Consider the following 23,441-nt stretch of genomic DNA (forward strand, 5'->3'; position numbering starts at 1 on the left):
ATATGGCGGACTCAGGAGGATTCGAACCTCCGACCGCTCGGTTCGTAGCCGAGTACTCTATCCAGCTGAGCTATGAGTCCGTTGGTGTTTTTAGACCAGATCACCTCTGGTTGTTTGCCAGCCCGGTAGAACCCGGCTTGCCAAATAATGGCGGAGAAGGGGGGATTCGAACCCCCGACACCCTTTTGAGGTGTACTCCCTTAGCAGGGGAGCGCCTTCGGCCACTCGGCCACCTCTCCGCAACACGGGGCGCATGATAAACATGTTTTCCCCGTTTGCAAACCAAAATTTCGAGAAAAATTAGTGGTTTGGTTCTTCGCCCTTCTCTTTCTGGATGCGCTGGTAAATCTCTTCGCGGTGAACGGCGACTTCCTTAGGCGCATTGACGCCAATGCGCACCTGATTACCTTTCACACCCAACACGGTGACAGTGACTTCGTCACCCACCATCAGGGTCTCTCCGACCCGGCGAGTCAGAATCAGCATTCCTTTCTCCTTACGGATTCAATTTCGGACAACAAGTCTGCAAACGTAGAAAGCACTAGCCAGCCCCCGTAGGAACCTGCAAGCACTCAGGTATTGACCAGCACGGACGGAAGTAAAGTTCCACCAACACCAACCAAAACAACAAAAGGCGCGGATCAGCGCGCCTTTTGCCGGATGCCTCAATCGCCCTGACGGGCCGGGGCATCGAGTTCGAACGCAGTGTGCAGGGCGCGCACCGCCAATTCCAGATATTTCTCTTCGATGACAACCGAGACCTTGATCTCGGAGGTGGAAATCATCTGGATGTTGATGTTCTCCTTGGCCAGCGCTTCGAACATGCGGCTGGCGACACCGGCATGAGAGCGCATGCCAACGCCGACGATGGATACCTTGGCGATGTTCACGTCACCTACCACCTCGCGGGCACCGAGCTCACGCGCAGTGGCTTCCAGCACCTGCTGAGCGCTCTGGTAATCGTTGCGGTGCACGGTAAAGGTGAAATCGGTGGTGTTATCGTGCGCGACATTCTGCACGATCATGTCGACTTCGATATTGGCAGAGCTGATCGGGCCGAGAATCTTGAACGCAACGCCCGGCAGATCAGGTACGCCACGAATGGTCAGCTTGGCCTCATCGCGATTGAAGGCGATGCCGGAAATGATCGGCTGTTCCATGGATTCCTCTTCATCAAGGGTAATGAGGGTGCCCGGGCCCTCCTGGAAGCTGTGCAGAACGCGCAGCGGGACGTTGTACTTGCCGGCGAACTCAACCGAGCGGATTTGCAGCACTTTGGAACCGAGGCTGGCCATTTCCAGCATCTCTTCGAAGGTGATCTTCTCCAGACGCTGGGCCTTGGGCACCACCCGTGGGTCGGTGGTATAGACACCATCGACATCGGTGTAAATCTGGCACTCATCGGCCTTCAGCGCCGCCGCCAGGGCCACGCCGGTGGTATCGGAACCGCCACGGCCGAGGGTGGTGATGTTGCCCTGCTCGTCGACACCCTGGAAACCCGCGACCACGACCACGCGGCCGGCCTTCAGGTCAGCGCGAATGTTGCTGTCGTCGATGCTCAGGATGCGCGCCTTGGTGTGTGCGCTGTCGGTCAGAATGCGCACTTGGCTGCCGGTGTAGGACACCGCCGGCACGCCACGCTTGATCAACGCCATGGCCAGCAGGGCGATGGTCACCTGCTCACCGGTGGAGACCATCACGTCGAGCTCGCGGGCTACCGGCTGGTCATCGCTGATCTGCTTGGCCAGGTCGATAAGGCGATTGGTCTCGCCGCTCATGGCGGATACCACGACGACGATGTCGTCGCCCTTCTCGCGGAATTTCTTCACCTTCTCGGCGACCTGCGCGATTCGCTCGACGGTGCCGACGGAGGTGCCGCCGAATTTCTGTACGATCAAAGCCATTTCAAAGCTGCCTCAGCCCGTGAAGGGCGCCCATTAAACAGACAACACCGCACACCACCACGCTGCTCGCCGGGCTTGGCGGGCAGCGCGGTCACGCTTGAGTTAAGGGCCTCAGAGGCCCTGTTCGACGAACGGGCCGACCAGCGCCAGCGCACCATCGAGCGCGGCCGCATCGACCCCACCGCCCTGGGCCATGTCCGGCCGACCACCACCCTTGCCACCGACTGCAGCGGCCGCCTGCTTCATAAGGTCGCCTGCCTTCAGTTTGCCGGTCAGGTCCTGGGTCACACCGGCCACCAGCACGACCTTGTCGTCCTGCACGCCGCCGAGCAGGATCACCGCGCTGCCGAGCTTGTTCTTCAGTTGATCGACCAGCGCCAGCAGGCCTTTGCCATCCAGGCCATCGATACGGGCACTGAGCGTCTTGACGCCCTTGATGTCCACGGCCGAGCCAGCCAGGTCGCTACCGGCCGCGCTGGCGGCCTTGGCCTTGAGCTGCTCCAGCTCCTTTTCCAGCTGACGGTTGCGGTCGATCACCGCCGCGAGCTTGTCGATCAGGTTGTCGCGGCTGCCCTTGACCAGGGTCGCCGCCTCTTTCAACTGCTCTTCGGCACCGTTCAGGTAGGCGAATGCCGCTGCGCCAGTGACCGCCTCGATGCGCCGTACACCGGCAGCCACACCACCTTCGCTGACGATCTTGAACACGCCGATATCGCCGGTACGGTTGGCGTGGATACCACCGCACAGCTCGACCGAGAAGCCATCGCCCATGGTCAGCACGCGCACGCTGTCGCCGTACTTCTCGCCGAACAGCGCCATGGCGCCCTTGGCCTTGGCGCTTTCGATGTCCATTTCCTCGGTCTGCACCGGGGTGTTGCGGCGCACTTCGCGGTTGACGATCTCTTCCAGCTCTTTCAACTGCTCGGGCTTGATGGCCTCGAAGTGGCTGAAGTCGAAGCGCAGGCGCTGACTGTCGACCAGCGAGCCTTTCTGCTGCACGTGCTCGCCAAGTACCTGGCGCAGCGCGGCATGCAACAGGTGCGTGGCCGAGTGATTGAGGCCGGTGGCGGTGCGCACCGAGGCGTCTACTTCGGCATTGATGGTGGCGCCGACGCTCAGGCTGCCCTTGCTGACCACGCCGTGGTGCAGCCAGGCGCCGCCGACCTTGGTGGTGTCGCGCACGTCAAAGCGCACGCCCGGGCCTTCGAGGAAACCGCAGTCACCGATCTGGCCACCGGACTCGGCGTAGAACGGCGTCTGGTCGAGCACCACCACGCCCTCCTCGCCCTCGTTCAGGGTATCGACGGACTGGCCGTCACGCAGCAGCACCAGCAGCTCGCCGCTGGCGACAGTGGCGTTGTAGCCGAGGAAACGGGTGTCCCTGTCGACCTTGACCACGCTGTTGTAGTCCATGCCGAACGAGCTGGCGGAGCGGGCACGCACGCGCTGGGCTTCCATCTCGCGCTCGAAGCCGGCCTCGTCGAGGGTCAGCTCGCGCTCGCGGGCGATGTCACCGGTCAGGTCCATCGGGAAGCCGTAGGTGTCATACAGCTTGAAGATCACTTCCCCGGGAATGACGGAGCCTTGCAGCTCGGCCAGATCCTGCTCGAGGATCTTCAGGCCCTGCTCCAGGGTCTTGGCGAACTGCTCTTCTTCGGTCTTCAGCACGCGCTCGATATGCGCCTGCTGCTGTTTCAGCTCGGGGAAGGCGTCGCCCATCTCGCTGGCCAGTGCCGCGACGATCTTGTGAAAGAAGCTGCCCTTGGCGCCCAGCTTGTTGCCATGGCGGCAGGCGCGACGAATGATGCGGCGCAGCACGTAGCCGCGACCCTCGTTGGACGGCGTGACGCCGTCGGCGATCAGGAAGCTGCAGGAGCGGATATGGTCCGCCACCACTTTCAGCGAGGCATCACCGTTGTTGCTGCAGCCGATGGCCTGAGCGCTGGCATCGAGCAGGCTCTGGAACAGGTCGATCTCGTAGTTCGAGTTGACGTGCTGCAGCACGGCGCTGATGCGTTCCAGGCCCATGCCGGTGTCCACGCTCGGCGCCGGCAGTGGGTGCAGCACGCCGTCCGCGGTACGGTTGAACTGCATGAACACGTTGTTCCATATCTCGATGTAGCGGTCGCCATCTTCTTCCGGGCTGCCGGGTGGGCCGCCCCAGATGTGCTCGCCATGGTCGAAGAAGATCTCGGTGCACGGGCCGCATGGACCGGTATCGCCCATGGTCCAGAAGTTGTCGGAAGCGTATGGCGCGCCCTTGTTGTCGCCGATGCGGATCATCCGCTCGGCCGGCACACCCACTTCCTTGGTCCAGATGTCATAGGCCTCGTCATCGGTGGCATACACCGTGACCCAGAGTTTTTCCTTCGGCAGCTTCAGCCACTTCTCCCCGGTCAGGAACTCCCAGGCGAAATGGATGGCGTCGCGCTTGAAATAGTCGCCAAAGCTGAAGTTGCCGAGCATTTCGAAGAAGGTGTGGTGGCGCGCGGTGTACCCGACGTTTTCCAGGTCGTTGTGCTTGCCACCGGCGCGCACGCACTTCTGGCTGGTGGCGGCGCGGGTGTAGGCGCGCTTTTCCAGGCCCAGGAAGCAGTCCTTGAACTGGTTCATGCCGGCGTTGGTGAACAGCAACGTGGGGTCGTTGTTCGGAATCAGGGAGCTGGAAGCGACACGGGTGTGCCCCTTCTCTTCGAAGAAGCTCAGGAAAGCTTCACGGATTTCTGCGCTTTTCATTGGCAATTTCCAGGAAAACAGGCGGCCACGGCAGAGCCGGCAAAAGCCCGCATTATATCGGGCTTGTCCGCGGCGGCTAGGCCATGGGCTGAATTATTTGCAGGCGGCGCGATGGCCGGAAAACCCGGGCTGCAGCGCCCAGGCAATACCTGGCGCTGCACGCCGGTCGACTCAGGCTCGGAATGCGGCAAAGGCCTCGATCACCTGGGCCATGGCGCTGGCGTCGACATCCAGGTGGGTCACCATACGCAGGCGCGGCGCGGCGCTCAGGCGGATACCGCGCTCGGCGCAGAAGGCTTTCAGCGCCGCGGCGCGCTCGCCGACCTGCACGTAGACCATGTTGGTCTGCACCGGCTCAACCGAATAACCCAGTTCACGCAAGCCGGCGGCCAAGGAGTCGGCATTGGCGTGATCTTCGACCAGGCGTTCGTCCTGATGCTCCAGGGCGTATAGCCCGGCCGCCGCCAGCACACCGGCCTGGCGCATGCCGCCGCCGACCATCTTGCGCAGGCGCCGGGCCTTGCCGATCAGCGCCTCGCTGCCGCACAGCACCGAACCGACTGGCGCGCCAAGGCCCTTGGAGAGGCACACGGACACCGAGTCGAAATGCCGGGTGATCTCCCGCGCCTCGACGCCCAGCCTGACCACTGCGTTGTACAGCCGTGCGCCGTCCAGGTGCAGCGCCAGGCCTTTGTCACGGGTGAAGGCACGGGCGTCGGCCAGGTACTCCAGGGGCAGCACCTTGCCCTGCATGGTGTTTTCCAGGGCCAACAGCCGGGTACGGGCGAAATGGAAGTCGTCCTGCTTGATCGCCGCCTCGACCCGCGCCAGGTCCAGAGAGCCATCGAGTTCCATGTCCAGCGGCTGGGGCTGGATCGAACCAAGTACCGCGGCGCCACCGCCTTCGTATTTGTAGGTGTGTGCTTGCTGGCCAACGATGTATTCGTCGCCACGCTCGCAGTGGGCCATCAAGCCGAGCAGGTTACTCATGGTACCGGTCGGCACGAACAGCGCGGCCGCGAACCCCAGATCCTGGGCCAGGCGCTGCTCGAGACGGTTGACGGTCGGGTCTTCGCCGTACACGTCATCGCCCAGCTCGGCGGCCAGCATCGCCTCGCGCATGCCGGCGGTGGGTTGGGTCACGGTGTCGCTACGCAGATCGATGATGGGCATGGGCACTCCTGTGCATGCGAGGGATGGGTTTCGGCGCTCACGCCAGCAGCGAAGCCTCGGCCGGCACGATGAGAATGCCGGCGCGCTGGCCGTTGTGCACCTTGGGATTGGGAAAGATGATGCGCGCGCCCTGCTCTTCCACTATCCAGCGGCTGTTGGCCAGGTCTTCGGCGAGCAGGTAACCGGGCGCCAGTTCGGTGAAGTTCTCCACGTCGGCCGGCAGGTGCAGGGTGAAAGCGTCGCTGTGCTTGATCAGCTCGCGGGCAAAGGCGAACAGTTGCAGGTGCAGGCTGGCCTGCTCGTCGATCGGCGGCTCGTTGCCTTCGATAAGCGCCTGCAGGCGCAGTTCGAGACGATCCAGATTGACCAGTTCGTTATGGCCGAACGGCCTGGCCTTGCCCAGTTCCAGGGTAAAGGCTTCGGCGCCCAGCTCGGCATAGGTATAGGCACTGAAGGTGGTCGAAGGCTTGCTCTGCAGCAGCACGGCGTCGATGCCCGCAGCCTGCAGGCGCGCGCACTCGCGGCGTGACTGGCGGCGCCCCTCGGCCCAGGGGTAGAGGGCGAACTGCTCGATGCGCGAAGCGCGGATTGCAGTGTGCAGGTCGTAGTGCAGGCGTTCGCGGCCGGAATCGATAAAGAACGACGACACCAGGTGCTCGAGCTCGCAGGCACGCATCGCCTCGCCACCGCTGCTCAACTCATGGCGCCCACTGAACAGACGGTTGATGTCCTGCTCGACGAAACGCTCGCCACGACGCATCGCCGCGGGGTTGCCGAACAGCAGCAGCACCCGCGCGCGGGGTTGCAGTTCGCTGCGGGCGATACGCCGCAACAGGCGGTCGAGCAACTCGATCGGCGCGGTCTCGTTGCCGTGGATGCCGGCAGACAGCAGCAGGTCCATGCCGTTGTCGCGCCCGCAGGCCGGGGTGATTTCGAGTGCCCCCTCGGCCAGCCAGCGCAAGCGCGTGCCCTGCGGCGTCAACTGGATCTTCGAAGCCGGCTCATGGCCAGCCAGGGTCAGTTCGAGCAGTTTGCCGAGGGCGAGCATGGGCGTTCCTCAGTGATTGCAGTCCGGGCCATGGACATGGTCGTCGTCGGCACCTTCATCGGCCGGCTCCATTTCCAGCTCCAGGCTGACCAGGTTGGTGGCCAGGGGGCGCAGCAGCAGATTGGCGTACTCGGTATCACCCTCGGCGACATCCACGCCAATCATCAGCTGGCCATTGCCGACCTGTTGAATCCACACTTCCTTGCCCTGCCACATTACGGCAAAGCGGGTGCACGAAGTTTCCAGTTGGGTGCCGTCGGCGTCTTCGAGGATCAGTTGCAGGGCGTCGCTCATGTTTACTCCAGTGTGTCATGGTGGCTCGCAGGTGAGCCGCTTCAAGTGAATTGAAAGGGGTACACGTCGCCAAGATCGAGGATTTGCGTCAACTCATCCAGCGCCGTGCGGCATTCGTCGAGCAGCTGCGGGTCGGCCAGGTCATGCTCGCTCAGGCGGTCGCGGTAATGGCGGTCGACCCACTGCAGCAGCCGTTCATAGAGTTCGGGCGTCATCATCACCCCCGGGTTCATCGCCGCCAGCTCTTCTGCCTGCAAGGCTACACGCAAGCGCAAGCAGGCGGGGCCACCACCGTTCTGCATGCTCTGCTTGAGGTCAAAGGCGCGCACCTCGGCGATCGGCCCGTTGCTGCCCAGCAGGGTCTGCAGGTAGGCCCAGACCCGCGCATTGCCACGGCACTCTTCCGGCACCACCAACAGCATACGCCCGTCGGCACGGGTCAACAGCTGACTGTTGAACAGATAGGAGCGCACCGCGTCCTCGACGCCCAGTACATGGCGCGGCACGCATACCGGCTGCAGCTGCCCGCCAAGGCGCATGAGCTTGTCGTTCAGCTCGCCGATCACCCGCTCGCTGTCGAGAAAGGCGTCCTCGTGGTGGAACAGCACCTGGCCATTGCCCACCGCGATCACGTCGTTGTGAAATACCCCCTGATCGACCACCGCCGGGTTCTGCTGGGCGAATACCACGGCGTCGTCGGCAAGGCCATGCAAGCGCGCTACGGCCTGGGAAGCCTCCAGGGTCTGGCGCGCCGGGTAGCGCTGCGGCGCGGGCAAACGCAGGTCGAAGGCGCTGCGACCGAACACGAAGAACTCCACCCCTCGCTCGCCATAGTCGCGACAGAAGCGGCTATGGTTGGCCGCGCCCTCATCGCCGAACTGGCTGACCGCCGGCAAGGCGCCGTGGTGGGCGAAATGGCGCTCATCCGCGAACATCGCTGCCAGCACCCGGCTGGTGGTGGGATGCTCGATGGAGCGGTGGAACTTGCAATTGAGGTTGGCGGCGGTGAAATGCACCCGCCCATCGGCCGTGTCGGCGCTGGGGCTGACGGTCGCCGCATTGGCCGTCCACATGCTCGAGGCCGAGCAACTGGCGACCAGCAGGGGCATGGCTTCGCGCGCCGCTTTCTCGATCACCTGGGCATCGTTGCCGGTAAAACCGCAGGCCCGCAGCGCCTGCACGTCGGGTCGCTCCTGGGGAGCGAGCACCGCCTGGGCGAAGCCCATGTCCATCAGCGCCTTCATCTTGGCCAGGCCCTGGCGCGCCGCTTCCCTTGGGTTGGAGGCGACCTGGCAGTTGCTCTGCGAGGCCACGTTGCCGTGCGACAACCCGCCGTAGTTGTGGGTCGGGCCGACCAGGCCGTCGATGTTCAGCTCGCAGGCAGGCATGCTTGGTCGGCTCATAGGCTGACTCCCGGTGCCAGGCTGTCGGGTAGCAGCAATTGCTCGCTTTCCAGCGAAGCGACCGGGTAGGCGCAGTAATCCGCCGCGTAGTAGGCGCTGGGGCGATGGTTGCCCGAGGCGCCGATGCCGCCGAACGGCGCGCTGCTGGCGGCGCCGGTCAACGGCTTGTTCCAGTTGACGATACCGGCGCGGCTATGCAGCCAGAACTGCTCGTAGCGCGCGCGCGAATCGGACAGCAGGCCGGCCGCGAGCCCGAACCGGGTGGCGTTGGCCTCGACGATGGCCGCGTCGAAGTCGGCGTAGCGGATCACCTGCAGCAAGGGCCCGAACACTTCTTCATCGGCACGCGGCTGCACGGCGGTGACGTCGATGATCCCCGGCGTCAGCAGCGCCGCCCCTTCGAGGGGCTGGCTCATGTCCAGCAGCGGCCGCGCGCCCTTGTCGATCAACCGTTCCTGCACCTTGAGCAGATGCTGGGCGGCGTCCAGGGAGATCACCGCGCCCATGAACGGCGCCGGCTCGGCATCGAAGGCGCCAACCTTGATGCTCGCGGCCACACTGACCAGCCGTGCCAGCAGCCCGTCGCCCCAGTCGCCCTCGGGCACCAGCAAACGGCGCGCGCAGGTACAACGCTGGCCCGCGGAAATGAACGCGGACTGGATGATGCAGTACACCGCCGCATCGATATCGGCGAGCTGGTCGACGACCAATGCGTTATTGCCGCCCATTTCCAGGGCCAGGATGGTTTCCGGGTGGCCGCCGAACTGGGCGTGCAACAGGTTGCCGGTGCGGCTGGAACCGGTGAAGAACAGGCCGTCGATACCCGGATGGGCCGCCAGCGCCGCGCCGGTTTCCCGCGCGCCCTGCACCAGGTTGAGCACGCCAGCCGGCAGCCCTGCTTCGATCCAGCACCCCAGCGTCAGCTCGGCGACCTTCGGGGTCTGCTCACTGGGCTTGAACACCACCGTGTTGCCAGCCAGCAGGGCCGGCACGATATGGCCGTTGGGCAAGTGGCCCGGGAAGTTGTACGGGCCGAACACGGCGACCACCCCGTGGGCCTTGTGGCGCACCACGCTACCCTGGGCGCCCGTGCGCTGGCCGGTACGCTCGGCGTGGCTGTGGATCGAGATGGCCACCTTGGCGATCATGCTGGCGACTTCGGTAGTCGCTTCCCACAGCGGCTTGCCGGTTTCTTCACCGATGGCGTGAGCAAGCTCGTCCTGCCGGGCTTGCAATACCGCGGCGAAACGCTCGAGCACTGCGATGCGTTCGCTCAAGGGCGCGGCCGCCCAGTCGGCAAAGGCCTCACGGGCGGCCTGCACGGCGGCCCCGACCTGTGCCGCGTCGGCCTCGCGGCCCACCCAGAGCACCTGCTGGCTGACCGGGTTGAGGGATTGCAGGGGATTACCCTGTCCTAGCTGCCAGAGACCTGCAATGTAATGCGTGCTCATGGTCTGTCACTCCAGGCTTCACGGTTGCACAGGCCAGCGCTGGGGGATGGCCTGTTACCTGTAACGGCTGCCGCTCTGTGGCGACATACCGGTCTGCATTGTTCAGGTCTGCACGGCCAGGGCCACTGCGCGCACCTGATCACCGACATTCAGACGCAGGCGCCTGGCGGTCAGCGGGTCGACCACCAGGGTACCGGCGGCCATCCGCGCACGGGCCGCGGTGATGCGGCAATCCTCATGCTTGCGGTTGTGCACCAGGTACACCGGCGCATCGTCACCCGGCGTGCCGATGGCCAGTACCAGCAGTTGGCTGTCACGGACCGCACGGATCTTTGCGGTTTCCGCCTCGATGGCCGGGCCGGCGTCGAAGATGTCGACGTAGCCCTGGTAGCTGAAGCCTTCGGACTTGAGCATCGCCAGCGCCGGCTCGGTATCCGGGTGCACCTTGCCGATCACCTCGCGCGCATCTTCGGACAGGAAGCAGGTGTACAGCGGAAAGCGCGGCATCAATTCGGCGATGAACGCCTTGTTGCCGACGCCGGTGAGGTAGTCCGCCTGGGAGAACTCCATGCGGAAGAAATGCCGGCCCAGGCATTCCCAGAACGGCGAGCGCCCTTGCTCATCCGACACGCCGCGCATCTCGGCGATGATCTTGTCGCCAAAGCGCTCGCGAAACTCGGCGATGAACAGCAGTCGCGCCTTGGACAACAGGCGCCCGTTCAACCCGGTGCGGTGATCGGCATGCAGGAACAGCGAGCACAGTTCGGAATGACCGGTCAGGTCATTGGCCAGAAACAACGTCGGCACCTGACGGTGGATACCCAGATCCTGGGACGCGCACACGGTCAGGCCGACGCGGTAGTTGTACCAGGACTCGCGCAGGCCCACCCCGCCAGCAATGGCGGAAATGCCCAGCACGCGGCCGTCGTCATCCTCGAGCACGAACATGTAGTCGCAATCGCCGCGCTCGGCTTCGCCGCTGAAGGTCTTCTCGGCACGGCCGACCCGGTAGGCCAGGCGCGCTTCATTGGCCGGCAGGGTGGTCAGGCCGGTGCCGGTGCTGCGCGCCAGGTCGATCAGTGCCGGCAGGTCACCGGCACGTACGGAGCGAACGATCATGCTGCCTCCGGGTAAAGACGGGCCAGACGGCTGGCATTCACGATGGGCAGGCTCATACCACCACCAGCCTGACCTGGCCGCCTTCGGCGACACCCAGGGCTTGCGCGGTCTGCGGGTCGAGTACTGCGGGCTGGCCGGGCGCCCAGTTCAGTTGAACGACCACGGCGCGAAAACCCTGCAGCTGCTCGTTGCTGACCAGATATGGCTGGTCACCCTCGCCGGCTGCGCCAAGCACCACCGGTACCACCGCGCTCTGGGCGATGGTGCGGATGCCCGAGGTGCGCGCGTGCAAGGTCGGGCCGCCGTCGAAGATGTCGATGTAATGATCGGTTTCGAAGCCGTCGCGCATCAGGATGTCGAAGGACACCTGGGCACGCGGGTGCACCAGGCCCATGGATTCCTGGGCGGTATCCGGCAGCAGCGGCACGTAGATCGGATAATGAGGCATCAGCTCGGCCAGGTAGGCGCGACTGCGCAGCCCGCACAGGCGCTCGGCCTCGCCGTAGCTCATGCCAAAGAAGTGGCGACCCACGGCGTCCCAGAACGGCGACTCGCCGGCGTCATCGCTCTCGCCGACGATCTCCACCACCATGGCATCGGCGAAACGTTCCGGGTGGCAGGCGGCGAACAGCAGACGCGCCCGGGAATTGAGCTCGGCCCAGACGCTGTCGACCAGCGCGCGCTCCACATAGAAGCTGGTGAGCAGGCTGTTGCCGGTCAGGTCGTGACACAGCGACAGCACGTGGATCTTGTTGTGGATCTTCAGCTCACGGGAATTGTGAACGAAGGTCTCGTTGCGAAAGCTGTAGAACGGCTCGGAATAACCCGCCGAAGCGACGATGCCCGAACAACCGACCAGGCGGCCGGAGTCGCTGTCTTCGAGCACGAAGAAATAGCGCTCCTCGCCGTTGAAGCTGACCTCGGCGGCGAACGACGCCTCGGAGGCGGCGATCTTGTCGCGCAGGCGCTCGGCGTTGTCGGGCAGCGAGGTGACGCCCACCGGGCTGTCCGCGGCCAGGCGCTGCACTTCGGCAAGGTCGGTCATTCGCGCGGGGCGCATAACCAGCATGGTGTCACTCCTTCAGCAAGGCTCGGGCATGGCAGCCCTGGCAGCGAGAATCATCGTCCCTGAAGCCGACCGGCAAAGGCCGATGCAGCCAGTTGAGCGGGCGGCACCCAGCCGCCCATGAAAGAATCAGGCGCCGGCCAGCTTGGCCACCGCACGCTCGAAGCGATCCAGACCCTCGTCGATGTCGGCATCCTCGATCACCAGGCTGGGGGCGAAGCGCACCACGTCCGGACCGGCCTGGAGGATCATCAGATTCTCGCCGGCTGCCGCATCGAAGAACTCACGCGCCCTGCCTTTCCAGGCATCGGACAGCACCGCGCCGATCAACAGGCCCATGCCGCGCACCCCGGAGAACACTCCGTAGCGCTCGCCGATCTGCAGCAGGCGGGTCTTGAAGCGCTCATGCTTGGCCTTGACGCCCGCCAGTACCTCGGGCGTGTTGACCACGTCGAGCAGCGCCTCGGCGACCGCACAGCCCAAGGGGTTGCCGCCATAGGTGGTGCCATGGGTGCCGACCGCCAGGTGGCTGGCCAGGGCTTCGGTGGTCAGCATCGCGGCGATGGGGAAACCGCCGCCCAGGCTCTTGGCGCTGGACAGCACGTCTGGCGTCACGCCGTAGTGCTGGTAGGCATACAGATGGCCGGAGCGGCCGACGCCGCTCTGCACTTCGTCGAACACCAGCAGCGCGTTGTGCTGGTTGCACAGCTCACGCGCGCCCTGCAGGTACGCCAGGTCCGCCGGCAGCACGCCGCCCTCGCCCTGGATCGGCTCGATGACCACCGCGCAGGTCTTGTCGCTGATCGCCGCCTTCAGGGCCTCGAGGTCGTTGTAGGGCACGTGGGTGATGCCCTGGATCTTCGGCCCGAAGCCATCGGAGTACTTCGGCTGGCCACCGACGCTGACGGTGAACAGGGTACGGCCGTGAAAGCTGTTGGTGGCCGCGATGATCTCGTACTTGTCGGCACCGAAACGGTCGTGGGCCACGCGGCGCGCCAGCTTGAAGGCCGCCTCGTTGGCTTCGGCGCCCGAGTTGCACAGAAACACCCGCTCGGCAAAGGTGGCGTCCACCAGCTTCTTGGCCAGGCGCAGCGCCGGCTCGTTGGTGAACACGTTGGAAACGTGCCACAGCTTGCCGGCCTGCTCGGTCAACGCCTTGACCAGCGCCGGGTGGGCATGGCCCAGGGCGTTGACGGCGATCCCGCCGGAGAAGTCGATCAGCTCGCGACCGCTCTGGTCCCACACGCGCGAACCGGCGCCGCGAACCGGCACGAATGCAGCCGGCGCGTAGCTGGGCACCATCACCTGGTCGAAATCGGCGCGTTGCACCGGGTCGTGCTGAACGGACATCGGGACTCTCCTGACGAGACACGCAGGCCGGACAGAACCTGCGATGCGAAAGATTGTAGGGGGTGCTCATGGGCCGGCCTTGCCGGCATGCGACAACTTCTTACAGTGGGCGCTGCTGGCCGCGGCTGGACGAAGCCCGTCCGTCGGCTGGCGAGGCGCAGTTTAAACGTTGCGGCTGCTCTGGCGCACGGGTCGACTAACATTTATCGGTACCACAGGAGCTTTCGAGTCATGCCGGATGCAGCACGAGCATGGAAATATTTTCATTTCGCGCTGTGCAGCATATTGCCAGCCCCTGGCGTGACGGTGATATCATTTTGCTCGCAGCTCGGCGCTGCACCGTGAACAGCGCCACACTGCCGGCCCATCAAGGATCTGATGGCCTGACACAGATCTCCCTCAATGCTGTGCATCGACTCGTCCAGTCAAGGAAGCAAGAGATGAACGCCAAAGAACAACAGCTGACCGAACTGCTCACCCTCACCTCACGCAGCATCACCCATATGACCGCCGCCATGACGGCCCTGTCCTTCGATCTGCTGCGCAGCGATGACAGCGGCGTTCGCTCTGCCGCCTCGAAGATGATCACCCGCCTCGGCTCGGTGAGCCGCGAGCTGGATCAGCAATGGGTGCTGATCAGTGAATTGACCGGCGTCGAAGCGCCCAGCCGTGTGGACAGCATCGAAGAAGTGCAGCTGCACTCGGCCTGAGCCGCACCCCATCCCCCCGGGCCGACGCCGTCGTCGGCCCATGCGCCTTTCCCTGACAGCGCCACCGACTGCGTACGGCCTTAGGCACGTGCCTCCAGGTACTCGCGCCACAACAGATCCAGCAGTTCGGCTGCCGGCATCGCTCGCGCCAGCGCCGCCCCCTGCCCAGCCCAATGGGCCGCGAACTCGGCGTTGCCGGCCTTGGCGGCCGCGGCGATCAGCTGCTTGCCGGCATCGTAGGCGATACCAAAACCCGGCACTTCAGGATGACCGGGCGCGCCCACCTCGGCCATGAAGCGATTGACGATACCGCGCGCCGGGCGCCCGGAAATTACCGTGGTGACCTGGGTCACCTGCGCCCGCTGGCTGCTCAGCATGCGTCGGTAGGTGTCATTAGCGGCCGACTCGGGGCAGAGAATGAATGCGGTGCCCAGTTGTGCGGCGCAGGCGCCCAGGCTCATGGCCGCGGCGATGCCGGCGCCGTCCATGATGCCGCCGGCGGCGATCACCGGGCGGGACAGGTGCTTGACCAGCACCCGCACCAGGGCCAGGGTGCCGATGCCCTGGTCGCCACGCTGCGGGTCGAACACGCCGCGGTGGCCACCGGCTTCGATGCCCTGGGCGACGATGATGTCGATGCCCGCCTCCTGCGCCAGCAGGCCCTCCTCCAGCGTGGTCGCCGATGCCAGCAGAATGATGCCGGCCTTTTTCAGTGCATCGATACGCGCCTGCGAGGGCAAGCCCAGATGAAAGCTGACGATCGGCGGCCGCTCTTCGAGCAACACCTCCAGCTGACCCTCGTCGTTCTGGAAACTGCAATAGATATCGCGGATCGAGTCAGGCGCCGGCACCCCGAACTCGGCGAAATAAGGCTGCAGATGCGTCAGCCAGGCCTGCTCCCCGGCGGGGTCGGCAACGCTGGGCCGATGGCAGAACACATTGATATTGAAAGGCTTGCGGGTGCCCGCGCGCGTCTCCCGGATCATCTGCCGCCCCGCCTCGGCCTGCACCGCGGCGATGGAGATCGAGCCCAGCCCGCCCGCGTTGCTGACCGCCGCGGCCAGGGCCGGCGTGGCGGTGCCCGCCATGGGTGCCTGAATGATCGGAAGGTCGATACCCAAAACGGCGCAGCTCATACGGCGATCCTCAACGAAGCCTAATCAGGGAGTCCGGAAGATAGCGCAACTGGCCTCACCAGGGCCACGACGCAGATAGCCCTGGCACTGTGCGATGCAGCCAGTCAGCCGAGCGCCGGCATGCTCGGCATCGCCGCCAGGGGCATCAGCGCGCCCGGGTGCTGGATCACGCTGCCCGCCAGGCGGTGCCCCCAGCGTGCCGCCGCCTCGGGCCGGCCGCCACGCAGGCGAGCGGCCAGGTAGGCTGCGCTGAAGGAATCACCAGCGGCCGTGGTGTCGACCACCTGTTCGACCGGCTCGGGGGCCACCTCGACGCGGCCATCAGCGCTTTGCAGCAGGCAACTGGCCGCGCCACGCTTGATCACCACCTCGCCCACGCCGAGGCCTGCGTAATGACTGAAGAGCTGCTGCGGGGTGGCGAAACCGAATACGGCGACATCGTCCTCCCAGGTGACCAGTGCGATGTCCACCAGGCCCAGCAGCGCTTCGTAATGCTTTCGCGCCTCGGCCGCACCTGGCCACAGCCGCGGCCGGTAATTGTTGTCGAAGACGATGCGCGTACCCCTGCTGCGCGCCTGGCGCAAGGCTGCCAACAGACGCTCACGCCCCTCGACCGTGAGGATAGCCAGGCTGATACCACTGAGATAGAGCGTGTGATAGTCACCAAGGGTGGCGAGCAACTGCTCGGCGCCCGGCCCATCGAAACAGTAGCGGGCAGCGGATTCGCCCCGCCAATACAGAAAACTCCGCTCGCCTTCGGCGTCGGTCTGGATCATGTAGAGGCCCGGCAGTCGATCCGCCAGCACGCGCACGTGGCCATCACCGACGCCGTCTTCACGCCAGCGCGCGCGCATCGCCTGGCTCATGGGGTCGTCACCGAGGGCGGTGAGGTAGTCGACCGCTATGTCCTCGGCGCCGCACAGGCGGCTGAGGTAAACCGCCGTATTCAAGGTGTCGCCCCCGAAGCTCTGGCGCATACCACCGTCAGCCTGCCGTTGCAGCTCGACCATGCATTCGCCGATCAGGCCGACCCTCACTGGGGCCATCTCATTGGAAGGAATCGTCATGGAAGCTCCTGCATCCGCATGCACCAGGATTGAATGGGCCAACTGCCGGTCGTCAGAAACGCGTCGGCATCACCTCCACCACGTCCAGCGCCTCATCGACCAGCAGCACCTGCCGCCATTTGTCGAAGGTGAGACAGGGGTGCGAGGTGCCGAAGGAGATAATGTCGCCGACCGCCAACGTCTCGCCAGCCGGCACCGACAGGAACAGATGCTGATCCATGATCATGCGCACGCCCCAGCCGCGCACGTCCTGCGGGGCCTGGCCCTCTCGGTACAAGCACTGGGGCATCGGCAAGTCGGGGTCGCAGCCGATGTCGCGCTTGCCGAGCGCGACGATGGCCAGGCCCGGCTCGGGCAGCGACTGCACATGGGCGAACACTTCCAGGGCAGGCAACAGCTCGCCCTGCAGATCCGCATGCCGCTCCTTGACCTCTTCCATCGCACCGGCGTACAGCTTGTGGTCATGCACCACGTAGCAGCCGGGACGCAGCAGCGGGATGTACTGGCCGCGCAGATCGGCGCGGTCGAAGGCTTCGGCAATCAGATCGAACCATTTGGAGCCGGACGCGGTGACCACCGGTTTATCGGCGCTAAACGCAGCGCTGCGTTTCAGGCGCATCAGGGTATCGACCAGCCGCGCGCCATAAGCCCGCACATCGGCGATGGGCGTCTGCCCGCCAATGATGCCCTCGTAGCCCTCGATGCCGGACAGCACCAGCGCGCTCGACTGCTCCAGCGCCGCCAGTAGCGTTTCCAGCTCACCATCGTTGCGCACACCACAGCGGCCGCCCTCGACGCCCAGCTCGATCATCACCTGCAAGCGCAGGCCGCGGGCAGCGAAGAAGCCATCCAGCGCCTGGACGTTTTCCACGCTGTCGACCACGCAGTGGAACTCGGCGCCCCTGGTGATCAGCTCGGCCACCAATGCCATGTTCGCCGCGCCGACCAGCTGGTTGGCCATCAGCAGGCGCGTTACGCCGTGCTCGAATGCCGCCATGCACTGGGTGGCAGTGGCGAGGGTGATGCCCCAGGCCCCGGCTTCGAGCTGGCGGCGGAACAGGGCCGGGGTCATGGTGGTTTTGCCATGGGGCGCCAGCCGCGCGCCATGGCGCTCGGCAAAGGATTGCATCCAGGCGATGTTGTGCGCCAGAGGGCGCTGATACACCACGGCGGCCGGCAGGCTGATGTCGCGCAGCAAGGCCCGCCCGGTTCCGATGATCGCGGCTTTCTCAACGCCGCTCGCCGGCACGTCGTTCTGTTCAGCAGGTTTCATGTCTGGATCCTTCTCGTTTTCTGGGCGCGTCCGGCCGTGAAAGCGCGCCTTGCAGGGTCGATTGGATTGAATCACGGAAAATAACTATCACAAATAAAATTTTTAAGTTAGAAATTAACAGAAGCCAGGCAAGGCTTTTCAGCCTTGCCTGGGTCAGCCTTGGAGCCTTACAAGTGAATCTGGAAATCGACATCCTGTCGCGTATCACCGAACGCTATCCGACCCTGCGTGAGGCCGAGCGCAAGGTCGCGGCCATGATCATCGACGATATCGACTTCGTGACCAGCGCCAATATCTCCACCATCGCCGCCCGTGCCGGTGTCAGCGATGCCAGCGTCACCCGCTTCGCCAAATCCATCGGCTGCCAGGACGTGCGTGAACTCAAGCTGCGCCTCGCGCAATCGCTGGCCGTGGGCCGCCGTTTCATCCAGGAAGCCAGCGAGGAAGACGGCATCGGCGCGGTATACGAGATCGCCAAGCAGACCCTTGACCTCAACCGCGAGCTGGTCGCCAACGCCGATATCGAAGGCGCCCTCGATCTGCTCGACGGCGCCCGGCAGATCGTCATCTTTGGTGCCGGTGGCGGCTCGGTGGTGCTCGCCCAGGAGATGCAGTTCCGCCTGGTGCGCCTGGGTTATGCCGTGAGCGCCTATTCCCAGGCGCTGATGCCGCGCATGGTCGCCGCCACGCTCGACCCCAGCGATCTGGTGGTGGCGCTGTCGGTCACCGGCTTCACCCCGGAAATCGTCGATGCGGCGCGCATCGCCCGCAGCTACGACGCCCAGGTGCTGGCGCTGACCGCCTCGGACTCGCCCCTGGCGCAGCAGGCCAACGTGATCCTGCCGATCGCCGCCCGGGAGACCGACTTCATCTATCACCCCTCGTCATCGCGCTACGCCATGCTGGCGGCCATCGACGTGCTCGCCATGAGCCTGGCGTTGCGCCACCGGCAGCGCTCACGGGACAAACTGCGGCGCCTGAAGCTGACCCTCGACAGCCACCGTGGCGGCGACAACCGCCAGCCATTGGGAGATTGAGTCATGTCGCAGCACGCCAACCTGCTGATCCGTGACGTTCAGCTCATCGATGGCACCGGGTCCGCGCCTTATCGGGGTGACCTGGCGGTGCGCGGCGAGCGCATCGTCGCCCTCGGCGATCTGCACGACTGGTCGGCGGACAGCTGTATCGAGGGCCACGGCCGCTGCCTGTCTCCCGGCTTCATCGACGTGCACACCCATGACGACAGCAACGTCATCCGCATGCCGCAGATGCTGCCCAAGCTCACCCAGGGCATCACCACGGTCATCGTCGGCAACTGCGGGATCAGCGCGTCGCCGGTGCGCCTGCCCGGCCCCGACGTTCCCGACCCGATGAACCTGCTGGGTCGGCTCGAGGATTTCCGCTACCCGAGCTTCGCTGCCTATGCCGAAGCGGTAGGCGCGGCGCAGCCAAGCGTCAACGTCGCGGCGCTGGTCGGGCATACCGCATTGCGCGCCAACTTCATGGAGCGTTTCGACCGCCCGGCCAGCGCCGAGGAAATCCAGCAGATGCGCAGCGCTCTGCGCCAGGCCCTGGCCGATGGCGCCATCGGCATGAGCTCGGGCCTGGCCTACATGAATGCGCGGCATGCGCCCGCGGCGGAGATGCACGCCCTGGTCGAAGAGGTCGGCGCGGCCGGCGGTATCTACACCACCCACCTGCGCGACGAGTTCGCCGGGCTGCTCGACGCCATGGAGGAGGCCGTGGCCACCGCCCGCCATGGCCAGGCGCCGCTGGTGATCTCCCACCTCAAATGCGCGGGCGTGGGCAACTGGGGCACGGCACCACTGGCCCTGGAAAAACTCGAGTGGGCGGCGCGGCAGCATAGTTGCCACTGCGACTGCTATCCCTACACCGCCGGCTCCTCGACCCTGGATCTTGGCCAGGTCACCGACGACTTCGAGATCTTCATCACCTGGTCCGACCCGCACCCGCAGATGGCGCGCCAGACCCTGCAAGCCATCGCGGCCAGCTGGGGCGTCTCGCTGCTCGATGCTGCGCGGCGCCTGCAGCCGGCCGGCGCGGTGTATCACAACATGGCCGAAGACGACATGCGGCGCATCCTGCAGCACCCGCTGAGCATGGTCGGCTCCGACGGTCTGCCCAACGATCCCCATCCGCACCCCAGGTTGTGGGGTGCCTTCCCAAGGGTGATCGGGCATTTCTGCCGCGACCAGGGCCTGTTCAGCCTGCCCGAGGCCATTCACAAGATGACCGGTCTGTCCGCCCGCAATTTCGGCCTGGCCGATCGCGGCGAGCTTCGCGTCGGCGCCTTTGCCGACCTGACGCTGTTCGACTTTGCCGAGGTGCGTGACCGCGCCACCTTCGCCGACCCCATCGCGGCGGCGCAGGGCATCGAACTGGTACTGGTCAACGGCGCTGTGGCCTATCGCCAGGGACAACTCGAAGCGCGCGCCGGCCGCCTGCTCAAACGCTCCACTCAATCCCCCCAATCCTGATCATGATCCAAGGAGAAAACCCATGAGCATCAAACGTTATGGCGCCGAAGGCGGAACCGGAACCGGCGGGCAGAAGCTGCCGTTCTCACGCGCGGTGGAAGCCGGTGGCTGGCTCTATGTGTCCGGCCAGACGCCCATGAAGGATGGCGAGGTGGTCGAAGGCGGCATCATCGAACAATCGCGACTGGCCTTCCAGAACTGCCTCGACATCATGGCCGAGGCCGGCTACGGCGTCGAAGACGTGGTGCATGTGACCACCGTGCTCACCGACGCGCGCTATTTCAGCTCGTTCAACAAGGTCTTCAAGGAAATCTTCGGCGACCACCCGCCGGCGCGCATCTGCAGCGTTCAGGACCTGGTGGTCGACTGCAAGGTCGAGGTCGACGTGAAGTGCTTCAAGGCATCGCGCGCCTGAGCCTACTGCCCGGAGGAGAACCACCCTTTCATCACCGCACGACCGAGCCGGCGCCGCACCGCCCGGCTCGTTGACAGCTACCTCATCAACAATCATTCCAATCTGAGGTCAGGTATGAACAGCAACATCTTTCTCGGCAGTTTCTTCGTCTACCTCCTGGCCATGATCGCGCTGGGCTGGTGGGTTTCTCGCCACCATCGCTCCACCGGCGACGACTTTCTCCTCGGCGGGCGCAGCATTCCGCTGTTTCTGACCATCGGCACAACCATCGCGACCATGGTTGGCACCGGCTCGAGCATGGGCGCGGTGGGTTTCGGCTACAACAACGGCTGGGCCGGCGCGCTGTACGGGATTGGCGGGGCCATCGGGATTCTGCTGCTGGCCGTGCTGTTCGCTTCGGTGCGCAAGTTGCGTTTCATGACCATGAGCGAGGAGCTGGCCTACTACGTGGGCGGCAGCCGCATCGTGCGCAACGTGGTGGCGTTGCTGATCTACATCGCCAGTATCGGCTGGCTGGGCGCCCATATCCTCGGCGGCGGCATGTACCTGGCGTGGATTACCGATATCGACCTGGATACCGCCAAATTCGTGGTGGCCATCGGCTTTGGTCTGTACTGCGTCATCGGCGGCTACCTGGCCGTGGTGTGGACCGACACCATCCAGGCCATTCTGCTGTTCATCGGCTTCATCGCCATGGCGGTGTTCGCGCTGATCGAGATTGGCGGCTTCGAGCACCTGGCTGACAACATGGACATCAGTACCAGCGGTTTTCTGGGCATAAGCAGCCTGGGGCCGATCCCGGCGATCTCCCTCGCCGCCGTGGTCGCCATCGGCGTGCTGGCAACGCCGTCCTTCCGCCAGCGCATCTATTCGGCGGATTCGGTGGCCAGCGTCCGCCAATCCTTTATCGTCACCGGGGTGCTGTACCTGGGCTTCTCCATCATTCCGGCGATCATCGGCATGGCCGCGCACACCCTGGCGCCTAACCTGGAAAACAGCAATTACGCGTTCCCGTTCCTGGCCACCCAGGTGCTGCCGCTCTGGCTGGGCTTGCTGGTGATGATCGCCGGCCTCTCCGCGACCATGTCCAGTGCCAGCTCGGATGCCCTGGCGGGTGTGTCGATCATGATGCGTGACCTCTACATCCTGGTCACCGGCCACACCCCACCGGCCGAGCGCGTGGTGCGCTATTCGCGCTTCGCCCTGCTGTTCACCATCGGCATGGCCCTGGCCTTCGCCCTCACCTCGGACAACATCATCAGCTACATCACCAAGATGATCGCCACGGTCATGGCCGGCATGTTCGTCTGCTCCATCCTCGGCAAGTTCTGGGGCCGCTATAACTGGCAAGGCGCGATCGCCACGCTGGTCGCGGCCTCCAGCACCTCGCTGGCGATCATCAGCCATGCCGGCTGGAGCGCCTACTGGGGCAACCCGAGCATTCCCGCGGTTATCGCGGCAGTCGTAGCCGGCGTGCTGGTATCGCTGCTCACCCCGCGCTGCCAGATCACCCCGGAACAGGCGCTAGCCCGGGTGACCGAAGAGCGCGAGGCGATGGAAGCGCCGGTGCGGATCGTTTCCTGAGAACCTGGTGACGATCTTTCAGGCGACGTAAAGAGGCTGCGACAAGGCAGAAGTCGCCACTCAGCGATTCAATTTGGGGGACGGGCAGGAACGCCTAGTCCATGCCCGTTATTTTTCGCGGGCATGGACTAGGCGCCCCCGCCCACTCCCACAGGTAATGCACCAATGTCCGCTCCCGCCTTTTTTACTATTAACGCGCTGAGGTCGAGCCGAAGGGGCCCTTCCTGAGAGCGTGGCAGACCAAAACCGCTTTTAAACATGCGCGGTAACCGGCACCTTAGAGGGCTGCCGGCCCGCGCGCTCTAGCGTGCGACGCAAACCTTCCCGCACTGTGCTGCATTTCCCAGGCGTTCTACCCGATGAGCTCTCGCACCGCCCACCTGCAACTCCACGCGGCCGCCTTGCTGGTCGGCGTCTCGGCGCTGTTCGGCGAGTCGTTGAAGGTCAGCGCCAGCATGATCGTACTGGGCCGCTCGGCTTTCGCCCTGCTGGCCCTGAGCCTCTTCTGCCTGTGCCTGAACAAACGCCCATGGCGCGCCGCGAATCCGCGCACCGCCGCCACCCTGCTGGCCACGGGGGTGACGCTGGGCGCGCATTGGTTGCTGTTCTTCATGGCGGTGCAGACCGGCGGCGTGGCCGTGGCAACCCTGGGCTTTGCATCGTTCCCGGCCTTTACCGCCCTGATCGAGTGGCTGGTGTTCGGCCAGCGCCTTGGGCGTGCCGATCTTTGGATTCTGCTGCTGGTGTCGATCGGGCTGCTGCTGATCACGCCGTCATTCGATCTGCGCGATGGCGCCACTGTCGGGTTGCTCTACGGCGTGCTGTCCGGCGCGGTGTATGCGGCGATCGCGGTGGCCAACAAGCATGTCTCCGGCAAGGTCGACGGGCTGGTGTCCTGCTGGTGGCAATGCCTGGCCATCAGCCTGGCCTTGCTGCTCTGGTGCCTGCCGGAGATCCCGACGATCAGTATCCGGGACTGGTGGCAACTGGCAGCGCTGGGCGTGCTGTGTACTGCGCTGGCTTACAGCCTGTTCATCGCCTCGCTGCGCCATGTGCGTGCTCACACGGCGGCGGTAGTGATCACCATGGAGCCGATCTACGCCATCGCTGGTGCCTGGCTGCTCTTCGGCACCGTGCCGACCGCCAGCATGCTGCTCGGCGGTGCGCTGATTCTCGGCGCGGTGGCCTGGTCCGGGCTGCACAGCAAGCGCTAG

At 65.0% G+C, this 23,441-nt stretch carries 20 protein-coding genes and 2 tRNA genes; 6 read left to right on the forward strand and 16 right to left on the reverse strand.

The window, feature by feature from the left end; all coding sequences use genetic code 11:
* Window positions 1-3 precede the first annotated feature (3 nt).
* The 13 genes from BM154_RS02850 to BM154_RS02910 all read right to left on the reverse strand — a co-directional run bounded on the left by BM154_RS02850 (window position 4) and on the right by BM154_RS02910 (window position 13,544).
* A tRNA-Arg gene (locus BM154_RS02850) sits at window positions 4-80 on the reverse strand.
* 68 nt (window positions 81-148) lie between these two features.
* A tRNA-Ser gene (locus BM154_RS02855) sits at window positions 149-239 on the reverse strand.
* Window positions 240-300: 61 nt separating this feature from the next.
* Entirely contained in the window at window positions 301-486 is a 186-nt protein-coding gene (csrA, locus tag BM154_RS02860) for a carbon storage regulator CsrA (protein WP_013792214.1), read from the reverse strand.
* A 179-nt stretch (window positions 487-665) separates the two neighbouring features.
* Window positions 666-1,904 (reverse strand): aspartate kinase, encoded by a 1,239-nt coding sequence (locus BM154_RS02865; protein ID WP_074880759.1) that lies wholly within the window; start codon window positions 1,902-1,904, stop codon window positions 666-668.
* Window positions 1,905-2,015: 111 nt separating this feature from the next.
* Window positions 2,016-4,640 carry an alanine--tRNA ligase gene (gene alaS / locus BM154_RS02870; RefSeq protein ID WP_074880762.1) on the reverse strand — a complete coding sequence of 875 codons (2,625 nt, stop codon included), beginning with the start codon at window positions 4,638-4,640 and terminating at the stop codon, window positions 2,016-2,018.
* A gap of 171 nt (window positions 4,641-4,811) precedes the next feature.
* Entirely contained in the window at window positions 4,812-5,813 is a 1,002-nt protein-coding gene (gene ltaE, locus BM154_RS02875; RefSeq protein ID WP_074880764.1) for a low-specificity L-threonine aldolase, read from the reverse strand.
* Window positions 5,814-5,850: 37 nt separating this feature from the next.
* On the reverse strand, window positions 5,851-6,861 hold the full coding sequence (gene astE, locus BM154_RS02880; RefSeq protein WP_074880767.1) for a succinylglutamate desuccinylase: 1,011 nt from the start codon (window positions 6,859-6,861) through the stop codon (window positions 5,851-5,853).
* A 9-nt stretch (window positions 6,862-6,870) separates the two neighbouring features.
* On the reverse strand, window positions 6,871-7,155 hold the full coding sequence (locus tag BM154_RS02885) for a topoisomerase II (RefSeq protein ID WP_074880768.1): 285 nt from the start codon (window positions 7,153-7,155) through the stop codon (window positions 6,871-6,873).
* 41 nt (window positions 7,156-7,196) lie between these two features.
* A complete protein-coding gene (gene astB / locus BM154_RS02890) occupies window positions 7,197-8,543 on the reverse strand; it encodes an N-succinylarginine dihydrolase (RefSeq protein ID WP_074880771.1) in 1,347 nt (448 codons plus the stop codon).
* Window positions 8,544-8,554: 11 nt separating this feature from the next.
* Complete coding sequence (gene astD / locus BM154_RS02895; protein ID WP_074880774.1) at window positions 8,555-10,009, reverse strand: succinylglutamate-semialdehyde dehydrogenase; 1,455 nt, start codon at window positions 10,007-10,009, stop codon at window positions 8,555-8,557.
* A 102-nt stretch (window positions 10,010-10,111) separates the two neighbouring features.
* Window positions 10,112-11,128, reverse strand: a complete 1,017-nt coding sequence (gene astA / locus BM154_RS02900; RefSeq protein WP_074880777.1) for an arginine N-succinyltransferase — start codon at window positions 11,126-11,128, stop codon at window positions 10,112-10,114.
* 52 nt (window positions 11,129-11,180) lie between these two features.
* Window positions 11,181-12,197, reverse strand: a complete 1,017-nt coding sequence (gene aruF, locus BM154_RS02905; RefSeq protein WP_074880779.1) for an arginine/ornithine succinyltransferase subunit alpha — start codon at window positions 12,195-12,197, stop codon at window positions 11,181-11,183.
* Between the two features lie 126 nt (window positions 12,198-12,323).
* On the reverse strand, window positions 12,324-13,544 hold the full coding sequence (locus BM154_RS02910) for an aspartate aminotransferase family protein (RefSeq protein ID WP_074880782.1): 1,221 nt from the start codon (window positions 13,542-13,544) through the stop codon (window positions 12,324-12,326).
* A gap of 440 nt (window positions 13,545-13,984) precedes the next feature.
* Here BM154_RS02910 and BM154_RS02915 point away from each other — a divergent pair, with 440 nt between their 5' ends.
* Complete coding sequence (locus tag BM154_RS02915; RefSeq protein ID WP_074880784.1) at window positions 13,985-14,254, forward strand: hypothetical protein; 270 nt, start codon at window positions 13,985-13,987, stop codon at window positions 14,252-14,254.
* 80 nt (window positions 14,255-14,334) lie between these two features.
* Here the strand turns inward: BM154_RS02915 and BM154_RS02920 are convergent, their stop codons facing one another.
* The 3 genes from BM154_RS02920 to BM154_RS02930 all read right to left on the reverse strand — a co-directional run bounded on the left by BM154_RS02920 (window position 14,335) and on the right by BM154_RS02930 (window position 17,730).
* Complete coding sequence (locus tag BM154_RS02920) at window positions 14,335-15,390, reverse strand: NAD(P)H-dependent flavin oxidoreductase (RefSeq protein ID WP_074880788.1); 1,056 nt, start codon at window positions 15,388-15,390, stop codon at window positions 14,335-14,337.
* Between the two features lie 104 nt (window positions 15,391-15,494).
* Window positions 15,495-16,436, reverse strand: a complete 942-nt coding sequence (gene kdgK, locus BM154_RS02925) for a 2-dehydro-3-deoxygluconokinase (RefSeq protein WP_074882335.1) — start codon at window positions 16,434-16,436, stop codon at window positions 15,495-15,497.
* Window positions 16,437-16,509: 73 nt separating this feature from the next.
* Window positions 16,510-17,730 (reverse strand): amino acid deaminase, encoded by a 1,221-nt coding sequence (locus tag BM154_RS02930; protein ID WP_074880791.1) that lies wholly within the window; start codon window positions 17,728-17,730, stop codon window positions 16,510-16,512.
* 173 nt (window positions 17,731-17,903) lie between these two features.
* On the opposite strand from BM154_RS02930, the gene BM154_RS02935 reads away from it, so the two are divergent.
* The 5 genes from BM154_RS02935 (at window position 17,904) to BM154_RS02955 (ending at window position 23,441) form a co-directional block, all read left to right on the forward strand.
* Complete coding sequence (locus BM154_RS02935) at window positions 17,904-18,767, forward strand: MurR/RpiR family transcriptional regulator (protein ID WP_074880793.1); 864 nt, start codon at window positions 17,904-17,906, stop codon at window positions 18,765-18,767.
* A 3-nt stretch (window positions 18,768-18,770) separates the two neighbouring features.
* Complete coding sequence (locus BM154_RS02940) at window positions 18,771-20,228, forward strand: N-acyl-D-amino-acid deacylase family protein (RefSeq protein WP_074880795.1); 1,458 nt, start codon at window positions 18,771-18,773, stop codon at window positions 20,226-20,228.
* A gap of 22 nt (window positions 20,229-20,250) precedes the next feature.
* Window positions 20,251-20,643, forward strand: coding sequence for a RidA family protein (locus BM154_RS02945; RefSeq protein WP_070886682.1), 393 nt, complete (start codon window positions 20,251-20,253; stop codon window positions 20,641-20,643).
* A gap of 114 nt (window positions 20,644-20,757) precedes the next feature.
* Entirely contained in the window at window positions 20,758-22,227 is a 1,470-nt protein-coding gene (locus tag BM154_RS02950) for a sodium:solute symporter family protein (protein ID WP_074880798.1), read from the forward strand.
* A gap of 359 nt (window positions 22,228-22,586) precedes the next feature.
* Window positions 22,587-23,441 (forward strand): DMT family transporter, encoded by an 855-nt coding sequence (locus BM154_RS02955; RefSeq protein ID WP_074880801.1) that lies wholly within the window; start codon window positions 22,587-22,589, stop codon window positions 23,439-23,441.

This window comes from Phytopseudomonas argentinensis (assembly GCF_900113905.1).
Classification (GTDB): Bacteria; Pseudomonadota; Gammaproteobacteria; order Pseudomonadales; family Pseudomonadaceae; genus Aquipseudomonas; species Aquipseudomonas argentinensis.